The 18,279-nt window shown below is 72.3% G+C and carries 15 protein-coding genes; 6 read left to right on the forward strand and 9 right to left on the reverse strand.

The window, feature by feature from the left end; translation table 11 throughout:
- Positions 1 to 77: 77 nt before the first annotated feature.
- The 5 genes from ACIBNE_RS13110 to ACIBNE_RS13130 all read right to left on the reverse strand — a co-directional run bounded on the left by ACIBNE_RS13110 (position 78) and on the right by ACIBNE_RS13130 (position 6,751).
- Positions 78 to 2,954 carry an FtsX-like permease family protein gene (locus tag ACIBNE_RS13110; RefSeq protein ID WP_399271598.1) on the reverse strand — a complete coding sequence of 959 codons (2,877 nt, stop codon included), beginning with the start codon at positions 2,952 to 2,954 and terminating at the stop codon, positions 78 to 80.
- On the reverse strand, positions 2,951 to 3,679 hold the full coding sequence (locus ACIBNE_RS13115; protein WP_399271599.1) for an ABC transporter ATP-binding protein: 729 nt from the start codon (positions 3,677 to 3,679) through the stop codon (positions 2,951 to 2,953). Before ACIBNE_RS13115 ends, ACIBNE_RS13110 begins: the two co-directional genes overlap by 4 nt.
- Positions 3,680 to 3,774: 95 nt before the next feature.
- Positions 3,775 to 4,389: a PadR family transcriptional regulator gene (locus tag ACIBNE_RS13120; RefSeq protein ID WP_399271601.1), complete on the reverse strand. Its 615-nt coding sequence runs from the start codon at positions 4,387 to 4,389 to the stop codon at positions 3,775 to 3,777.
- A 121-nt stretch (positions 4,390 to 4,510) separates the two neighbouring features.
- Complete coding sequence (locus tag ACIBNE_RS13125; protein WP_399271602.1) at positions 4,511 to 4,918, reverse strand: hypothetical protein; 408 nt, start codon at positions 4,916 to 4,918, stop codon at positions 4,511 to 4,513.
- Positions 4,919 to 5,104: 186 nt separating this feature from the next.
- Complete coding sequence (locus ACIBNE_RS13130; RefSeq protein WP_399271603.1) at positions 5,105 to 6,751, reverse strand: protein kinase; 1,647 nt, start codon at positions 6,749 to 6,751, stop codon at positions 5,105 to 5,107.
- Positions 6,752 to 7,046: 295 nt separating this feature from the next.
- On the opposite strand from ACIBNE_RS13130, the gene ACIBNE_RS13135 reads away from it, so the two are divergent.
- Complete coding sequence (locus ACIBNE_RS13135; RefSeq protein ID WP_399271604.1) at positions 7,047 to 8,702, forward strand: protein kinase; 1,656 nt, start codon at positions 7,047 to 7,049, stop codon at positions 8,700 to 8,702.
- A 43-nt stretch (positions 8,703 to 8,745) separates the two neighbouring features.
- Here ACIBNE_RS13135 and ACIBNE_RS13140 read toward each other — a convergent pair whose 3' ends face one another.
- The 3 genes from ACIBNE_RS13140 to ACIBNE_RS13150 form a co-directional block, all read right to left on the reverse strand.
- A complete protein-coding gene (locus tag ACIBNE_RS13140) occupies positions 8,746 to 9,798 on the reverse strand; it encodes a phosphotransferase (protein ID WP_399271605.1) in 1,053 nt (350 codons plus the stop codon).
- A 15-nt stretch (positions 9,799 to 9,813) separates the two neighbouring features.
- On the reverse strand, positions 9,814 to 10,236 hold the full coding sequence (locus ACIBNE_RS13145; RefSeq protein WP_399271606.1) for a pyridoxamine 5'-phosphate oxidase family protein: 423 nt from the start codon (positions 10,234 to 10,236) through the stop codon (positions 9,814 to 9,816).
- A gap of 212 nt (positions 10,237 to 10,448) precedes the next feature.
- Positions 10,449 to 11,108 carry a response regulator gene (locus ACIBNE_RS13150; protein WP_399271607.1) on the reverse strand — a complete coding sequence of 220 codons (660 nt, stop codon included), beginning with the start codon at positions 11,106 to 11,108 and terminating at the stop codon, positions 10,449 to 10,451.
- 349 nt (positions 11,109 to 11,457) lie between these two features.
- Here ACIBNE_RS13150 and pdhA point away from each other — a divergent pair, with 349 nt between their 5' ends.
- From pdhA to ACIBNE_RS13165, 3 genes are read left to right on the forward strand one after another with little or no spacing between them, the layout of a single operon-like run.
- Positions 11,458 to 12,630, forward strand: a complete 1,173-nt coding sequence (gene pdhA, locus ACIBNE_RS13155; RefSeq protein ID WP_399271608.1) for a pyruvate dehydrogenase (acetyl-transferring) E1 component subunit alpha — start codon at positions 11,458 to 11,460, stop codon at positions 12,628 to 12,630.
- 2 nt (positions 12,631 to 12,632) lie between these two features.
- A complete protein-coding gene (locus ACIBNE_RS13160; protein WP_399271609.1) occupies positions 12,633 to 13,613 on the forward strand; it encodes an alpha-ketoacid dehydrogenase subunit beta in 981 nt (326 codons plus the stop codon).
- 17 nt (positions 13,614 to 13,630) lie between these two features.
- Positions 13,631 to 15,112, forward strand: coding sequence for a dihydrolipoamide acetyltransferase family protein (locus ACIBNE_RS13165; RefSeq protein ID WP_399271610.1), 1,482 nt, complete (start codon positions 13,631 to 13,633; stop codon positions 15,110 to 15,112).
- Between the two features lie 104 nt (positions 15,113 to 15,216).
- Here ACIBNE_RS13165 and ACIBNE_RS13170 read toward each other — a convergent pair whose 3' ends face one another.
- Positions 15,217 to 16,155: a D-alanyl-D-alanine carboxypeptidase family protein gene (locus ACIBNE_RS13170; protein ID WP_399271611.1), complete on the reverse strand. Its 939-nt coding sequence runs from the start codon at positions 16,153 to 16,155 to the stop codon at positions 15,217 to 15,219.
- A 181-nt stretch (positions 16,156 to 16,336) separates the two neighbouring features.
- On the opposite strand from ACIBNE_RS13170, the gene ACIBNE_RS13175 reads away from it, so the two are divergent.
- Together ACIBNE_RS13175 and ACIBNE_RS13180 are read left to right on the forward strand one after the other, a co-directional pair.
- Positions 16,337 to 16,981: a GntR family transcriptional regulator gene (locus ACIBNE_RS13175; RefSeq protein ID WP_399271612.1), complete on the forward strand. Its 645-nt coding sequence runs from the start codon at positions 16,337 to 16,339 to the stop codon at positions 16,979 to 16,981.
- A complete protein-coding gene (locus ACIBNE_RS13180) occupies positions 16,978 to 18,279 on the forward strand; it encodes a nitrate/nitrite transporter (RefSeq protein WP_399271613.1) in 1,302 nt (433 codons plus the stop codon). Before ACIBNE_RS13175 ends, ACIBNE_RS13180 begins: the two co-directional genes overlap by 4 nt.

Consider the following 18,279-nt stretch of genomic DNA (forward strand, 5'->3'; position numbering starts at 1 on the left):
GCACACGTGCCTCATAGGGCTGTGTGCCCCCGGGAGTGGATGATCCACCCCCGGGGGGCGCGAACGGACCGGAAAGTTCAGCCGGCCCTGCGCGCCAGCGCGAGCCGGGAGCGGGTCAGGCCCGCCGCCAGCAGTCCGGCCAGCACCGGCACGGCCACCGTGAGGATCCCGATCGTCGTCCAGGGCAGCACGATGGGCGTGTACGCGGAGTCCATCGGGTTGGCCCGCATCGCCGCCGTCGCCTGGCGCAGGTCCACCAGGCGCAGCGCCACCGCGGGCACCAGGCCCGCCGCCGTGCCCAGCAGCACTCCCGTCACGGCGACCACCGCGCACTGGAACCCGGAGAGCGAGCGCCGCACCCGGGGCGGCGCGCCGACCGCGCTGAGCGTCGTCAGATCGGCCTCCGCGTCCGCCTTGGCGAGCCCCGTGGTGATCGCGGCCGCGCCGAGCGTCACCACGCCCGCGAACAGGGCGAGGATCAGCAGCATCGGGTCGTCGGCCCCCGAGATCTTCATCGGCGTGTGGAGGAAGACCGTGTTGCCCGCCTGGAGCAGCGCGTCGTCGACCTTCTGGCGCTCGGCGTCGGTCGGCTGGTGCCGCACCCGGTAGACCGAGCCGACCGGTTCGGTGTGCAGGCCGAGCTTCTCGGCGGAGCCCGGCGGCATGATCATGCGGATGCCGGGCGTCGTCACGTAGGTGTCGGGGGCGATGTACACCGGGACCTTCGACACGACCGTCCTGGCCTTGCCCGGGTGCGCCTTGCGGCCCGCCCCGTCCTTCGGGCCGTACGTGTGCACGGCCTTCAGCGTGACCTTGCCGTCCTTGGCGAACGCGCTGTTGAGCAGCACGGGCGTGCCCGCGGCGAGCGCTTTGAGCGCCGCCGGGTCCTCCAGGCCGACGTAGGTGCGCAGCAGCTGCTCGTCACCGGTGACGATGTTGTTCAGGCCGGTGCCGAAGACGTCCATGGCGACGTTCTCGTCCGCGCAGGCGGGGGACTCCTTCAGCTTCTTGTGCTCGCCGGCGGAGAGCCGGGCCGCCAGCGCCGCCGCGCCCTTGCCGCGCAGGGGGCACTGGCTTCCTGCGGGCTTCACGAACTCCAGGGAGCCGCAGCCGGTTTCGTTGCCCTCGGCGTCGTGGGTCCGGTAGCGGTTGCAGTCGCTGCCCGCCCAGACCCGGCCGAAGTCCGCGCGCCCGCCGGGGGCCAGCGGCAGGCTCCGCTCGGCCGAGGGCCGGGCGAGGGCCAGGGCCTGGCGGGTGTCGGTCCTGCTCTCCAGGGTGTCGGCGACCAGGGCGACGGTGCCGGGCGTGAGGGACTGCTGGACGTCGTACGCCATCTGGGTGCGTTCGCTGACGGTGTACGTGGCGATGGCCACGCTCCCCGCGACCGCGGCCATCACGGCGGCGACGGCGGGCGCGGTGCGGCCCCGGTTGCGGGCGGCGTCGCGCAGGGCGAGGCGCGGGACGAGCGGCAGCCGCCTGCCGAGCCGCCCGAGGAAGCCGACGATCACCGGGATGCAGCAGAGCAGCCCCAGCTCGGCGATGATCGAGCCGCCCGCGACCAGGGTGCCGGCGCCTGTGGTGCCGCCGAACAGCGCGATCGTGACGCCCAGGGCGAGCGCGGCGGCGCCGAGCGTCGGCAGCGTCCGCGAGGCGTGCCGTACGCCCTTGCGTCCGGTCAGCGCCTCCAGGACGGACTGCCGGGCGGCGACGACCGCCGGGACGAGCGCCGCCAGGACGCCCGTGACCAGGCCGATCGCGGCGATGGCGGCGATCTCCAGCGGAGGCGTCTCCAGGGTGCCGAAGCGCTTGCCCGTCCAGCCCTCGATAATCGGCCGGAGCAGCGCGGTGAGCCCGATGCCCAGGACGGCGCCGGTCACCGCGCCGATCGTGCCCAGCACCAGCCCGCCCGCGAGGACGACCGACCTGATGTGGCGCCGGTCGCCGCCGCACGTGCCGAGCAGTCCGAGCTGGCGGCGGGAGCGGCGCGCGCCGACGGCGAACGCCGGGCCCGCGAGCAGGACGACTTCGAGCACCGCCATGGCGACGATGGTGACGGCCGCGATGCCCAGCTCGGTCGAGTCGTCGCCGAAGCCGCCGCCGATGCGGGCCGCCAGCGGGACCTCGGAGTCCGGGGGCGGCGCGAGCACCACGGAGCGGGACTCCACGACCACGCCGGTCTTGTTGGCGGCGAGCACGTCCGCCCAGGTCACGCCGGTGTTCCCGGCGGCCTTCACGAGCCATTCGCGTTTGTCGGCACTGGGCGGCAGGACGTTCTTGTCGCGTGTCGAGGCCTGCTGCCAGGGCGCGATGACGGCGCCCGGCTCCGCGTAGAGCGCGCGCTTGGCGAGTGCGTCGGGCAGTTCGACGGACGCGGTGATGGTGAACGTACGGTCCAGTCCGCGCACTTCGGTCTTCGAGCCGACCTTCAGGCCCGCCGACTCCAGGAACGCCCCGGTGGCGGCCAGTTCGCCGGGCGCGTCGGGGAACTCCCCCTCGACCAGGTCGATCATGCCGCGCGCCATCGGGTCGCCGGTGCTCAGCTCGGTGATCTCGGTGCCCGCGACGCCGTGCGCGGTGGAGACGGTCGCGGGGACGGACTGCCGGGTGATGTGCCGGGCGCCCGCGGGTATCGCGGCCTCGACGTCGACGTCACCCTCGGGCTCCCGCGCCGGTGCCTTGCCGCCCGGCGTGCCGACGGCGGAGACGTCGGGCAGCTGCTCGACGGGCGTGGCGCCCATTCCGGCGTCGGAGAACTTCGCGTCGGCCGAGCCCAGTTCGGCGGTGAGCCGCTCGGCCGCCGTCGGCTCGGCGCTGCGGTACGTGACGTCGGCGGCCGTCACCCCGAGGACCGGCAGCGCGATCATCGCGACGACCAGGGCGGACCTGCCCTTGGCGCGCAGCGCGTCGCGCCTGGCGATGCGCAGGGCGGCCCGCCACCCTCCCAGAGCGCTCATCGGGTGCCCTCGGCGGTGGCGAGGAGGGAGTCGGCGTCGGAGGTCAGGGTCTGGTCGATCAGCGTGCCGTCGCGCAGGAACACGACCCGGTCGGCCCAGGCGGCGTACCGCGGCTCGTGGGTGACCATCACGCCGGCCGCGCCCGCGTCGCAGCGCCCCCGCAGCATGGCGAGGACCGTCTCGCCGGTCTCCGAGTCGAGCGCGCCGGTCGGCTCGTCGGCGAGGACCAGGCGCCGGTCCCCCACCAGGGCGCGGGCGATGGCGACGCGCTGCTGCTGGCCGCCGGACATCTCGTCGGGGAAGCGGTCGGCGACCTCGGCGAGCCCCATCTCCTCCAGGGCCGCCACGGCCTCCTCGCGGGCCTTGCGGACGGGGACGCCGTCCAGCTCGCGGGGCAGGGCGATGTTCTCGGCGGCCGTGAGGGCGGGGATGAGGTTGTAGTCCTGGAAGACGTAGCCGACGCTGCGGCGGCGCAGCGCGGCGAGGCCCTTGCGGTCGAGGCCGGAGAGCGGCTGTCCCTCGATCAGGATCTCGCCGCCGGTGGCGGTGTCGAGGCCGCCCGCGAGGGTGAGGAGCGTGGACTTGCCGGATCCCGAAGGCCCCATGACGGCGACGAGTTCGCCCGCGCGCACGGTCAGGTCGACCCCGCGCAGGGCGTGCACTTCGGCGACGCCGGAGCCGTGGGTACGGGTCAGCGCCCGGAGTTCGAGCACGGGTGTGGACATGGTGGATTCCCCCCTGGGGAAAGACTGGTGGTCAGGCGTACGGGGACACGGGGACACGGGTATACGGAGACCCGGAGTGCGGGCAGGGCGCGCGTTCAGCGCCGCGCGCGGGGGCGTGACGTGGCGTTCGTCGGCGCCTTGGCGCCCGTCGGCGCGGGCGCGGGCTCCCGCGCCGCCGCTTCCGCGAGCCGTACGAGCCGCGACTCGCAGTGGTCGAGCCAGCGGGCCTCGGCCTCGGCCTGGAAGATCAGCTGCTCCAGGACGAGCAGCCAGGCCACCTCGTCGCGGTCGGCGGGCCCGTCCGTCAGCGCCTTCGCCTTCAGCCGGGTGTAGTCCTGCATCGCCTTCACGGTGTGGTGCCGCTGGGCCTGGATGACGGCCCTGATGTCGACGCCGGGGGCGCCGACGGCCATGGCGAGCTTGATGGCCAGCTCGTCGCGGGCGGGGCTGGTGCGGTCGACGGGCTGTGCGAACCACCCCTTCAGCTCGCCGCGCCCCTCGTCGGTGATCGAGTACAGCGGGTGCCCGCCGTCGTCCTGGCCGTCCTGGAGGATCAGGCCGTCGCGCTCCAGACGGCTCAGCGTGGTGTACACCTGCCCGACGTTCAGGGGCCAGGTGGAGCCCGTGCGTGACTCGAATTCGGTGCGGAGCTGGGAGCCGTAGCGCGGGCCCGCTTCCAGAAGGGCGAGAAGCCCGTGACGGATCGACATACTGAGTATGTATACCGAGTATGTTCAGGCGCGACAAGGCGACTCAAGGACGATCCCCGGGGTCCGTCTCAAGGATGACACCGCAGGTCACAGGTGCTTTCCGAGGGAGGGCGCGGGTGGGTCAGCGGCTGCGCAGCCGGGCCCCGAAGAAGCCGAGCCCGAGCCCGATGAGCGTCAGCCCCGCGCCCAGCGTCACCAGCGGGGCGGCCTGCCGGGAAGGGCGCGCGACGGCCCGTGCGACGGGCTCGCGGGCGGCGGCGGGCGGCTGTGCGGGCGGGCGCGCCGTAGGCCGTACGGGCGGAGCGGACGGCTCCGCCCCGCGTACCGCCGCGTCGGCCTCAGGACGGACGTCGGCCGGTACGGCGAACGTCGGCTGCGCGCGCCCCGGCCGCGCCCGCCCCTCGCCCGCGGGGTGCCCGGCCAGGCTCGGCGGCGGGCTCTCGGCGGCGCCCGCGAGGGGCGCGCCCAGCAGCACGGCCCCGAGCGCGAGCGCGCAGGCGGTGCGCGGGGGGCGGAGCCTTGGAGCCACGGGGGTGACCCCCTCCCGTACCGGGCCGAAGGGGAAAGCGGTGACCGACTCAGCGTCACACGCCGGAACGTTTCCGGCATCCCGGGCGCGGCAGGACACGGCACGGCACGGCCGGGCGACAACAGGGCCCGGTACGCGCCGCGCGTACCGGGCCCTGCCGCAACGGTCGGCGTCAGCCGATCGGGCTCACTCGGGAGGGTTGCCCGTCGAGACGGTCAGGACGATGTCGACGGCCTTGGGGTCGACCTCGGTGTCGGGCTGCGGGAACTGGTTCAGGATCGCGCCCTCGCCCCAGGTGTTCTCGTTCTGGGTCAGCTCCTGCTTGATCTTCCAGCCCGCCGCCTGGATGCAGGCCTTGGCGTACTTGATGTTGATGTACTGGAAGTCGGGCATCCGGATCTTCGCGGGGTCGCTGATGCCCTCGCCGGGATCGGTGCACTTATCGTTCTTGATCTTCTTGCTGAGGTCGGGCCCCTTGTGGCCCTCGACCGCCGCCCCCGCCGACGCGCTGTTCGACGCCTCGTCCTTCTTCTTGTCGTCCGGGTCGCCCTGCATCTTCACCACGGCGATCACACCGCCGATCGCCACCAGCGCCACCACGACGGCGCCCACGATCACCGGCATGTTCCGCCTGCCGCCGCCGCCGTTCGAGCCCGCACCGGTCGTCGCGGGAGCGGGCGAGATCGTGTACGGGGGCGGGGTCGGCGCCGCCTGGTAGGGGCCGGGCGCCGGGGTCTGCGCCGCCTGCGGGTAGCCGTAGCCCGGCGCGGGCGTCGGCACGGGCGCCGGGGCCGGTGCCGGGGTCGGCGGACCGAAGGGGTTCGGCTGGTAGGGCTGCTGCACGGACTGCGGGGGCTGCCCGGACTGGTCCAGCGGCGGGAACACCGCGGAGCCCACGCCCGCGCCGCTGCTCCCGGTGTGCGCGCCGGGCACGATCGCCGGGGCGCCGGTCTGGCCCGCGCCCAGCACCCGGGCGATCTCGTCGCGCATCGCGGCGGCGCTCGGGAAACGCTCGTTCGGGTTCTTCTTCAGCGCCCGCGCGACCAGCGCGTCCACCGCGGGCGGCAGCGAACGGTTGATCGTGGAGGGCGCGACCGGCTCCTCCTGGACGTGCGCGTAGGCGATCGCCAGCGGGGAGTCCGCGTCGAACGGGATCCGGCCCGTCAGCAGCTGGAAGAGCATGATGCCGACGGAGTACAGGTCGGAGCGGGCGTCGACGCCGCGCCCCAGGGCCTGCTCGGGCGAGAGGTACTGCGGGGTGCCGACGACCATGCCGGTCTGGGTCATCGAGGTGACCCCGGACTGCATGGCCCGCGCGATGCCGAAGTCCATCACCTTGACCACGCCGCGCTTGGTCATCATGACGTTGCCCGGCTTGATGTCGCGGTGGACCAGGCCCATCTCGTGGCTGGTCTCCAGCGCGGCGAGCACGTCCGAGGTGACCTTGAGGGCCTTGTCGGTGGGCATCGCGCCGTACTGCCGCACGTCGGCCGCGAGCACCGAGCCGAGCGGGTGCCCCTCCACGTACTCCATGACGATGTACGGCATCAGCGCGCCGTCCAGCTCGTCCTCGCCCGTGTCGAAGACCGACACGATGTTGGTGTGGGACAGCTTGGCGACGGCCTGCGCCTCGCGCCGGAAGCGCTCCCGGAAGGACTGCTCGCGGCCCAGCTCGGTGTGGAGGGTCTTGATGGCGACCTGGCGGTCGAGCGCGGAGTCGTACGCGAGGTAGACGGACGCCATGCCGCCCTCGCCGAGGAGGTCGCGCAGCTGGTACCGGCCACCAGCCACCGATCCGCCCGCGTAGCGGCCGTGTGCGCCGTCCTGGCTCATGACTTGCTTCCCCCTATGCCCGACCAGGGCTCGCTATCACGGGTGATCTAACCGGAGCCAGTCTGCCCGAGGGGGATTTCACGTCAAGCCGGGTGCCCGTTCCGTGACCGTACGCACAACAAGAGTCGCGCAAGCGTTACAGGAGCGGGACGGAATTTGCGCGCGTGCGCCGTCCCCGGGTTGGATGGCCGGTCACTCTCATATCCGGGGTGTCACACGGAGGCTGTAGCGTGGCCCGGCAGAGCACCCCCACATCCGCGGACGCGCGGACGGAAACAAACGACGGCGAGGACTGATGGCACCCGCACCCGAACCCGAAGCGACCGGCGGCGGCGTGTCGGACTCGGCCGAATCCTGGGGCGCCGGCGGCCTGGTCGGTGACGGACGGTACCGGCTGACGCACCGCCTGGGCCGGGGCGGCATGGCCGAGGTGTTCGCCGCAGAGGACGTACGGCTCGGCCGCACCGTCGCCGTCAAGCTGCTCCGCTCCGACCTCGCCGAGGACCCGGTCTCCAAGGCCCGCTTCACGCGCGAGGCGCAGTCCGTCGCGGGGCTCAACCACCACGCGGTGGTGGCGGTCTACGACTCGGGCGAGGACCACTTCGCGGGCAACACGATCTCGTACATCGTGATGGAGCTGGTCGAGGGCCGCACCATCCGCGACCTGCTGATCAACGCCGACGCCCCGCCGCCGGAGCAGGCGCTGATCATCGTGTCCGGCGTGCTGGAGGCCCTGGCCTACAGCCACCAGCACGGCATCGTGCACCGCGACATCAAGCCGGCCAACGTGATCATCACCCACTCCGGCGCCGTCAAGGTGATGGACTTCGGCATCGCCCGCGCGCTGCACGGCGCGCAGTCGACGATGACCCAGACCGGCATGGTCATGGGCACCCCGCAGTACCTCTCGCCCGAGCAGGCGCTCGGCAAGGCCGTCGACCACCGCTCCGACCTGTACGCGACGGGCTGCCTGCTGTACGAACTGCTGGCGCTGCGGCCCCCGTTCACCGGCGAGACCCCGCTCGCCGTCGTCTACCAGCACGTCCAGGACATCCCGACCCCGCCGTCCGAGGTCTCCGACGCCACGCCGCCCGAGCTCGACGGGCTCGTGATGCGCTCGCTGGCCAAGGACCCGGACGACCGCTTCCAGAGCGCCGAGGAGATGCGCGGTCTGGTGCAGTACGCGCTCCAGATGCTCCAGGCGCAGGGCGGCCACACGGGCACCTGGAACACCGGCCCCGTGGAGATGCACGAGAGCCCCGTCACGCCCGCCGCGGGCACCATGGCGCTCGGCCACCCGGGGCACGCCCACACCACGCAGGGCCCGATCCTGCCGCCGATGAACCCGGACGACGGGGCCTACGACGGCGGCGTCGGCGGGCGGCCCGGCGGCGGCCGCGGCAAGCTGGTGCTGTTCATCGTGCTCGCGCTGATCGCGATCACCGCGGGCGTGGTGTACGCGATCGACGCGGCGAACGGCGGCAAGAAGAGCGGCGGGGACACGAAGACCACGCCCCCGGCCAGCTCCCCGGCGACCAAGCCCTCCACGACCCCGTCCGACCAGGAGTCGGAGGAGGAGCAGGAGCCGACCGACAACGGCAGCGGCGGCAGCGGGCAGGAGCAGCCGAACAACCCGCCGACCGACAAGTACAGCCCGTCCGACCAGCCGAGCGACAACAGCAGCGGCACCCCGTCCGACTCCCCGAGCCCGACCGACAACGCGACGGACGGCCAGGGCCAGCAGGGCCAGACCGAGGGTCAGACGGACGGTCAGGCCCAGCAGGGTCAGACGGAAGGCCAGACGGACGGTCAGGCCCAGCAGGGCCAGACGCAGGGCCAGACGGACGGTCAGGCCCAGCAGGGCCAGACCCAGGGCCAGACGGACGGTCAGACGCAGGGGCAGACCCAGGGTCAGGCCGAGGGTCAGGCCGAGGGCCAGACCGGGCAGTGACGCCGGGACCGGTCCGGGGCGCCGTGGCCGCCCCGGATCCGGGTCAGCCCGCGAACGCGTCGCTGACCGCCTCGTACTCCTTCGTCCACCACACCACCAGGGCCGACGCCGCGGGGAACTGCGGGTCGGCCCTTCGGTCGTTCAGCAGATAGCGCCAGCGCAGTATCCAGAAGTCGTTGAGCCGCTCCCACCACACCCGGTGCACCGCGTGCGCCAGTTCGGCCGGGTCCGCGCCCGCCGCGCGGCGGTAGGCGCGCGCGTACGCCCGCACCTTCGCCAGCTCCAGCCGCCCCGCGGGCTCCACGAAGAAGATCGCGGCGGCCCTGACCGCCTCCTCCGCCCTCGGCTGCACCCCCAGCCGGTCCCAGTCGACGATCGCGGCGGGCTCCGCGCCCCGGTAGAGCAGGTTCAGCGGATGGAAGTCGCCGTGCACCCAGGCACCTTCGGCGGCGGGCGCGGGGCGCCGCGCCGCGTGCCGCTCCACCAACTCGCGGCGCTCCAGCAGGCGGTACTCGGCGAGCGCGTCGAAGGAGTCGCGCGGGGAGCGGCCGCGGACGGCCGCCAGCAGCTCGTTGATGAGCGCGTAGGTGTCGGCCGGGTCGGCGCCCGCGCACTCGCGGGGCGCGCCGGGGCCCATCACGCGCTCCAGACAGGTGTGTACGGCCCCCAGGAGCGCGCCGAGCCGCCGGGACTGCGGGGTCGTGAGCTGGGCGCCGTCGCGGTGCCTGCCATCGACCCAGGGGTGCAGGGCGTAGCAGCGGCCGTCGATCACCGTGACGGTGCCGCCGTCGGAGTCCTCGACGGGCGGGGCGACCGGCAGGCCGAGGGCCTGGAGCCGCTGGGTGGCGCGGTGCTGGCGCGCGATGGCCTCGCGGTCGCCGTCGAGGTGGTGCTTGAGGAAGTACGCGCCGCGGGTGGTGGCCAGGCGGTAGCCCCGGTTGAGCAGGCCGAGGGCGACCGGTTCGCAGGACAGCGCGTCGCCCACGCGGGCGCGGGGGTAGCCGCTCAGCAGCGATTCGACGGGGGGCAGCGGGTGCGGGTGCGGGGGCGCCGGGAGGGTTGCGGGCGCCGGGAGGGTTGCAGATGAGCGCGGCACGCTTCAGATGTTAGATCACGCTGCGTCGTCGAGCTGTCGCGCTGTGCTGAAATCGAGGTGCGTGACGGTCACGAAGTGCGGTTCCACCCGCAGGAAGACCGGCTCGAACGGCTCGCCGTTCACCTCGCTCGGGCCCCGGCCGAAGAGGGCGCGCTGCTCGGGGGTGGGGTCGACGATCTCGGCGGGGCCGGTGAACTGGACGGACCAGCCGTTCTCGTCGCCGTCGGCGGCGTTGAAGTTGTCCGTGCCGTAGGCGACGACGCTGCCGTTGCACGCCTCGTGGTAGCCGAGGCCCGCGTGCATCCGGAGGAGGACCTTGCCGTCGACGAGGACGTGGCGGGCCACGGCGAGGAAGGGCAGGGCCCGCATGCTGGTGGCCAGGCGGCCGTACGGGACCCGGCTGAGCAGCTGGATGGCGCGGAGTTCCTCGGTGGACATGCCTTCTACTGTCCCGTCGCACCGGTGGCGGGTACAGAGCCCCCAGCCCCGTGCGGGCGGGACGTTGGTCCCGAATCGGGGGTACGGGGAGAAAACGGCCCCGTCGCCCCGGGGGCGCCCCGCCGGGGGCGCGGGGAACCGCGCGACCGGCCACCTGCCGGACCGCAGGTGGTCACGGCCTCCCCGGCACCCCCGCCCCGCGAGCGCGGCGCCTAGTGCTTCTCCGCCTGGAGGCGGGCCACGTAGGCCGCTGCCTGGCTGCGCCGCTCCATGCCCAGCTTGGACAGCAGGCTGGAGACGTAATTCTTGATCGTCTTCTCCGCGAGGTGCAGCCGCTCCCCGATCACCCGGTTCGTCAGCCCCTCGCCGATCAGGTCGAGGATCTTCCGCTCCTGCTCGGTGAGGTTCGCGAGCTTGTCGTCGCCCTTGCCGTTCTTGCCGTCGCGCAGCCGCTCCAGGACGCGGGCCGTGGCGACCGGGTCGAGCAGGGACTTGCCCGCGGCCACGTCCCTGACCGCGTTCAGCAGCTCGTTGCCGCGGATCGCCTTGAGGACATATCCGGAGGCACCGGCCATGATCGCGTCGAACAGCGCTTCGTCGTCGGCGAACGAGGTGAGCATCAGACATTTGATGTCCTCGTCCTGTGACCGGATCTCGCGGCAGACCTCCACCCCGCTGCCGTCCGGCAGCCGCACGTCGAGAACGGCCACGTCCGGACGGGTCGCAGGGATCCTGACCAGGGCGTCTGCCGCCGTGCCCGCCTCGCCGACGACTTCGATGTCGCTTTCGACCGAGAGCAATTCGTGGACACCCCGGCGGACCACCTCGTGGTCGTCCAGGAGGAAAACAGTAATTTTGCCTGATTCGCGCACGGATTCAGTCTCACACACAGACCCTTCCCGTGCCGCAGGTGACCGGGATAACGTGCCGTTGTTCCGGCGGCCTGCAAGGCTTGTTCCCGACGCTCTGACCAGGGACTGTTCCCCCGCTTTCTCGATTTACTTGGAAATCCAAGCAAAATCGCAGGTCAAATGGGGTTTCACAGTTATGTGGAGCACTGGGTAACGTTCCTAGGACAGGGCGTTCGCCGGGGCACCTGTCACGCCTGTTTTTCGATGGTTCATCCAAGGTGCACCCACCCCGTGCACGGGTACGGACAACAGGCGAGCCGCACTGGCCCACCGGCAACCCCGGGGACCGGACCGACGGAGGAGCACGCACGTGACCGTGGAGAGCACTGCCGCAGCGCGCAAGCCGCGACGCAGTACCAAGCGCGCAGCCGCAGCCGGCGCCGCGAAGAAGCCGCAGAGTTCCGAGCCCCAGCTCGTACAGCTGCTGACGCCCGAGGGCGAGCGCGTCGAGCACCCCGACTACCGGATCGACCTGTCCGCCGACGAACTGCGCGGGCTCTACCGGGACATGGTGCTCACCCGGCGGTTCGACGCCGAGGCCACCTCGCTCCAGCGCCAGGGCGAGCTGGGCCTGTGGGCCTCGCTGCTGGGCCAGGAAGCCGCGCAGATCGGTTCCGGGCGCGCGCTGCACGACGACGACTACGTCTTCCCGACCTACCGCGAGCACGGCGTCGCCTGGTGCCGCGGGGTCGACCCGACGAACCTCCTCGGGATGTTCCGCGGCGTGAACCACGGCGGCTGGGACCCCAACAGCAACAACTTCCACCTCTACACGATCGTCATCGGCTCGCAGACGCTGCACGCGGCCGGGTACGCGATGGGCGTGGCCAAGGACGGCGCGGACAGCGCGGTGATCGCGTACTTCGGCGACGGCGCCTCCAGCCAGGGCGACGTGGCCGAGTCGTTCACCTTCTCCGCGGTCTACAACGCCCCGGTCGTGTTCTTCTGCCAGAACAACCAGTGGGCGATCTCCGAGCCGACCGAGAAGCAGATGCGCGTGCCGCTCTACCAGCGCGCGCAGGGCTTCGGCTTCCCCGGCGTGCGGGTCGACGGCAACGACGTGCTGGCCTGTCTCGCCGTGACGCGCGCCGCGCTGGAGCGGGCGCGCCGGGGCGAGGGCCCCATGCTGATCGAAGCGTTCACCTACCGCATGGGCGCCCACACCACCTCCGACGACCCCACGAAGTACCGCAGGGACGAGGAGCGCGAGGCGTGGGAGGCCAAGGACCCGATCCTGCGCCTGCGCACGTACATGGAGAAGGAGGGCTTCGCCGACGCCGCCTTCTTCGAGGAGCTGGAGGCCGAGAGCGAGGCGCTGGGCAAGCGCGTGCGCGAGGCCGTCCGGGCCATGCCGGACCCCGACCCCATGGCGATCTTCGAGAACGTGTACGCCGACGGGAACGCCCTGGTCGACGAGGAGCGCGCGCAGTTCGCCGCGTACCAGTCCTCGTTCGCCGACGTTCCCGGTGGGGAGGGCAAGTAGCCATGACCGTGAAGAAGCTCCCGATCGCCAAGGCGATCAACGAATCGCTGCGCACGGCGATGGAGAACGACCCGAAGGTCCTCGTCATGGGCGAGGACGTCGGCAAGCTCGGCGGTGTGTTCCGGGTGACCGACGGGCTGTTCAAGGACTTCGGCGAGGACCGGGTCATCGACACCCCGCTCGCCGAGTCCGGCATCGTCGGCACGGCCATCGGCCTCGCGCTGCGCGGCTACCGCCCCGTCGTGGAGATCCAGTTCGACGGCTTCGTCTTCCCCGCGTACGACCAGATCGTCACGCAGCTCGCCAAGATGCACGCCCGTGCGCTCGGCAAGATCAAGCTGCCGGTCGTCGTGCGCATCCCGTACGGCGGCGGCATCGGCGCGGTCGAGCACCACAGCGAGTCCCCCGAGGCGCTCTTCGCGCACGTCGCGGGCCTGAAGATCGTCTCGCCGAGCAACTCGTCCGACGCCTACTGGATGATGCAGCAGGCGATCCTGAGCGACGACCCGGTGATCTTCTTCGAGCCGAAGCGGCGCTACTGGGACAAGAGCGACGTGGACACCGAGGCCATCCCCGGGCAGCTGCACAAGGCCCGTACGGTGCGCGAGGGTTCGGACCTGACGCTGGCCGCCTACGGCCCCATGGTGAAGGTCTGTCAGGAGGCCGCCGCGGCCGCCGCCGAGGAGGGCAAGTCGGTGGAGGTCGTCGACCTGCGCTCGGTCTCCCCGATCGACTTCGACTCGGTGCAGGCCTCGGTGGAGAAGACCGGCCGTCTGGTCGTCGTCCACGAGGCGCCCGTCTTCTTCGGCTCGGGCGCCGAGATCGCCGCCCGCATCACGGAGCGGTGCTTCTACCACCTGGAGGCCCCGGTGCTGCGGGTCGGCGGCTACCACTCGCCGTATCCGCCGGCGCGGCTGGAAGAGGAGTACCTGCCGGGTCTGGACCGGGTGCTCGACGCCGTCGACCGCTCGCTCGCGTACTGAGAAGGGATCGGGGAAACATGTCTCGATACCGCGAATTCAAGCTTCCCGACGTCGGCGAGGGCCTGACCGAGGCCGAGATCCTCAAGTGGTACGTCCGGCCCGGTGACACGGTCACCGACGGCCAGGTCGTGTGCGAGGTGGAGACCGCCAAGGCGGCCGTCGAACTGCCCATTCCGTACGACGGAGTGGTGCACGAGCTGGCCTTCGAGGAGGGCGCCACCGTCGACGTCGGCACGCCGATCATCACGGTCGACGTCCAGCCCGGGTCGGGCCCCGCCGAGGAGCCCCCGGCCCAGGCGCCCGCCGCCGTGCCCGCGCCCGCCGCGCCCGCCGCACCGGTGGAGTCGGCCGACGACGAGGCGCCGAAGGGCCGCCAGCCCGTCCTCGTCGGCTACGGCGTCGCCGAGTCGTCCACCAAGCGCCGCCCGCGCAAGGCCGCGGCGTCCGCCGCCACCGCCGCGCCCGCCGCCGCGGCGCTCCAGGCCGAGCTGAACGGCCACGCGGGCGCCCCGGCCCCCGCCGCCCCGGCTCCCGCCCCGGCCGCCGCCCTCGGCACCGTCCCCGGGCCCAGGCCGCTCGCCAAGCCGCCCGTCCGCAAGCTCGCCAAGGACCTGGGCATCGACCTGGCGGCGGTCACCCCGACCGGACCCGACGGCATCATCACGCGCGACGACGTGCACGCCGCCGCCGCTCCGGCCCCCGCGGCGCCCGCCGTGCCCACGCCCGCCGCACCCGCCGAAGCGGGGGACGTTTCACGTGAAACGTCCCCCGCCCCGGCCGCTCAGCCGGTGGCCGGTGCCCGGGAGACCCGGGTCCCGATCAAGGGCGTGCGGAAGGCCACGGCCGCGGCCATGGTGGGCTCCGCCTTCACCGCCCCGCACGTCACGGAGTTCGTGACCGTCGACGTGACCCGGACGATGAAGCTGGTCGACGAGCTGAAGTCCGACCCGGACATGGCGGGGCTGCGGGTCAACCCGCTGCTGCTCATTGCCAAGGCGCTGCTCGTCGCGGTCAGGCGCAACCCGGCCATCAACGCCGCCTGGGACGAGGCCGCCCAGGAGATCGTGCTCAAGCACTACGTGAACCTGGGCATCGCGGCCGCCACCCCGCGCGGTCTGATCGTCCCGAACATCAAGGACGCGGACGCCAAGACCCTGCCGGAGCTGGCCGGGGCGCTGGGCGAGCTGGTCGCCACCGCGCGCGAGGGCCGGACCACGCCCGCCGCGATGCAGGGCGGCACGCTCACCATCACCAACGTCGGCGTCTTCGGCGTCGACACCGGTACGCCCATCCTGAACCCGGGCGAGTCCGCGATCCTCGCGATCGGCTCGATCAAGCTCCAGCCCTGGGTCCACAAGGGCAAGGTGAAGCCCCGTCAGGTCACCACGCTGGCGCTCTCGTTCGACCACCGGCTGGTCGACGGCGAGCTGGGCTCCAAGTTCCTCGCGGACGTGGCCGCGGTCCTGGAGCAGCCGAAGCGGCTCATCACCTGGGCCTAGACGGCACTTGGGCCCAGGCGACACCTGGGCCCGGACGACAGAAACCCCGGAGGGCGCCGCCGCGCCCTCCGGGGAGTCGGGTGTCCTGCCGCGTCAGTCGTGCGTCAGTCGCGCTGCGCGTCCGCGGGAAGCGGACGGATCGACATGGTGCGGGCGGCGCTGGAGCCGAAGCCGAAGTCCAGGACCTTGGCCGCGTCCGTCCAGCGGGACGTGGAGTTCATCAGCACGCCCGTGAGGGTCTTGCCGTTCTTGGTGGCGGCGAAGACCAGGCAGGGACCGGCCGAGGTGCCGGTGCCGGTCTTGATGCCGACGGCGCCCGGGTAGGAGCCGAGCAGCAGGTTGGTGTTCTTCCAGGTGTACGTGCGGATGCCGCCGCTGCTGGTCTTCGCCTTCGTGACGAACGTCTTGTCCTTGACGACGCTCTGGAGCACGGCGCTGCTGAACGCGTGGCGCGCCATCTTAGCCAGCTCGGGCGGGGTCGTGTAGTTGTTGCCCGCGCGGGAGATGCCGTCGAACGAGTCGTACTTGGTGTTCGTCAGGCCGAGCTTCTTGGCCTTGGCGTTCATCTGGGCGATGAAGTTGTTCGTGCGGGCCGCCGTGGTGCTGCCCTTGCCGAAGGTGTCGGCGAGCGCGTAGGCCGCGTCGCAGCCCGAGGGCAGCATCAGCGCGGAGAGCAGCTGGCGGACGGTGAGCTTGTCACCGGTCTTCAGGTCCGCGGTGCTCGCGCCGTTGCGCACGACGTAGTCGCGGTACTCCTGCTTGATGGTGATCACGCGGTTGAGGTCGACGCCGGGCGTCGTGAGGACCGTGATCGCGGTGGTGACCTTGGTGGTGCTGGCCATCTGACGGCGCACGCCGTTCGACTTGCCGTAGATCGGCTTGGCCGAGGCCTGGTCGAGCAGGTAGCCGCCCTTGGCCGTGATGGACGGGATGGCGGGCGCGGCGGACGCGGTGGGCGCGGCCAGCGGCGAGGCCGTCAGCAGCAGACCGCCTGCGACGGCGACGGTGGCGGCTCTGCGCACGCTCTTGAAGCTGGATATCAAGGAAAGGCTCCGGTTCGCGTAGTTCGCGTATGCGGTGAAACACGTGTGAAGGGGACGCGGTCGTCACTCCGGTGACACACCTGTCCCGAGAAGTGACGCACGGGAAGCCCAAATGGATGCACCCGGGAAACAGATCGTTGTGGGTCTTCTGATGCACACGTGTTGTATCTAAGCTGTGCGCATGCCCGTCAAACAGCCCCCCGCGGCCGATCGCGTCTACTTCCACATCAAGCAGGCGGTGCTCGACCGCCGTTACGCGGGGGGCACCCTCCTCACCGAGGGCGAGCTGGCCGAGGCCGTCGGCGTCTCCCGCACCCCGGTGCGCGAGGCCCTGCTCAAGCTGGAGGTGGAGGGCCTGATCAGGCTCTACCCCAAGAAGGGCGCCCTGGTCCTGGCCGTCTCCGCACAGGAGATCGCCGACGTCGTCGAGACCAGGCTGCTGGTCGAGGAGTTCGCGGTCCGCAGGGCAGTGCCCGCGCCGCACGCGCTCCTCGACCGCCTCGAAGAGCTGGTCGAACAGCAGCGCGCGCAGGCCGAGGGCGGCGACCTCGCGGCCGTCGCCGCCACCGACCGCTGCTTCCACGCCGAGATCGTCCGCAACGCGGGCAACGAGATCCTGGCCCGGCTCTACGACCAGATGCGCGACCGCCAGCTGCGCATGGGCGTCGCCGTGATGCACTCCCAGCCCGACCGCATCGCCAAGAACATCGTCGAGCACACCGAGATCCTGGACGCGATCCGCAGCGGCGACGTGGAGCTCGCGGCCGAGCGGGTCCGCGCCCACCTCAGCTGGGTCAAGGTCGTCGTCAGGGGTGAGGCCCGATGAACGCGCCCGTTCCCGAACAGGCCCCGGCCGCCCCGCTCGGCGGCCCCCGCGCGCTCCTGGTCTGGGGCGTCGGCGTCGCCGTCTACTTCGTCGCCGTCATCTTCCGCACGTCCCTGGGCGTCGCCGGGCTCGACGCCGCCGAGCGCTTCGACGTGGGCGCCTCCGCGCTCTCCACCTTCTCGGTGCTCCAACTGCTGGTCTACGCGGGCATGCAGATACCCGTCGGCCTGCTCGTCGATCGGCTCGGCACCAAGAAGGTGCTGGTCATGGGCGCCGCGCTGTTCACCGTCGGCCAGCTCGGCTTCGCCCTCGCCCCGTCCTACGGCACCGCGCTCGCCGCCCGCGCCCTGCTCGGCTGCGGCGACGCCATGACCTTCATCAGCGTGCTGCGGCTCGGCACCCGCTGGTTCCCCGCCAGGCGCGGCCCGCTCATCGGCCAGATCGCCGCGCTCTTCGGTATGGCGGGCAACCTCGTCTCCACCCTGGTCCTCTCCCGCGCGCTGCACGGCTTCGGCTGGACCACCGCCTTCGCGGGCAGCGCGGCGGCCGGTGCGCTGGTCCTCGTACTGACCCTGCTCTTCCTCAAGGACCACCCCGAAGGGCACGGGCCCGCCCCCGTGGAGCGCGCGGGCCTGGCGTTCGTCGGGCGGCAGATCGGCCGGTCCTGGCGGGAGCCCGGCACCCGGCTCGGCATGTGGGTGCACTTCACCACGCAGTTCCCCGCGATGGTCTTCCTGCTCCTGTGGGGCATGCCCTACCTCGTGGAGGCGCAGGGGCTCAGCCGCGAGTCGGCGGGCACCGTCCTCACCGTCGTCCTGCTCTCCAACATGGTCGTCGGCCTGGTCTACGGGCAGCTCATCGCCCGCTGCCACACGGCCCGCGCCCCGCTCGCCATCGGTACGGTGCTGGCCACCGCGCTCGCCTGGGCCTCGGTCCTGCTCTGGCCCGGCCACGCGCCGATGGCGCTGCTGATTGCGCTCGCGCTCGTGCTCGGCGCCTGCGGACCCGCCTCGATGATCGGCTTCGACTTCGCGCGCCCCGCCAATCCGCCCGAACGCCAGGGCACCGCGTCGGGTATCACCAACATGGGCGGCTTCGTCGCCTCCATGACGACGCTGCTCGCGGTGGGCGTGCTGCTGGACGCGACCGGCGATAACTACCGGATCGCGTTCTCCTCGGTGTTCGTGCTGGAGGCGGTCGGCCTCGCGCAGATCCTGCGGCTGCGGGCCCGCGCGGCGCGCCGCGAGGAGGAGCACCTGGTGGCCAGCAGGGTGGAGGCCGTGCACGTCCCGGCGTGA

This window comes from Streptomyces sp. NPDC050504 (assembly GCF_044458065.1).
Taxonomy (GTDB): domain Bacteria; phylum Actinomycetota; class Actinomycetes; order Streptomycetales; family Streptomycetaceae; genus Streptomyces.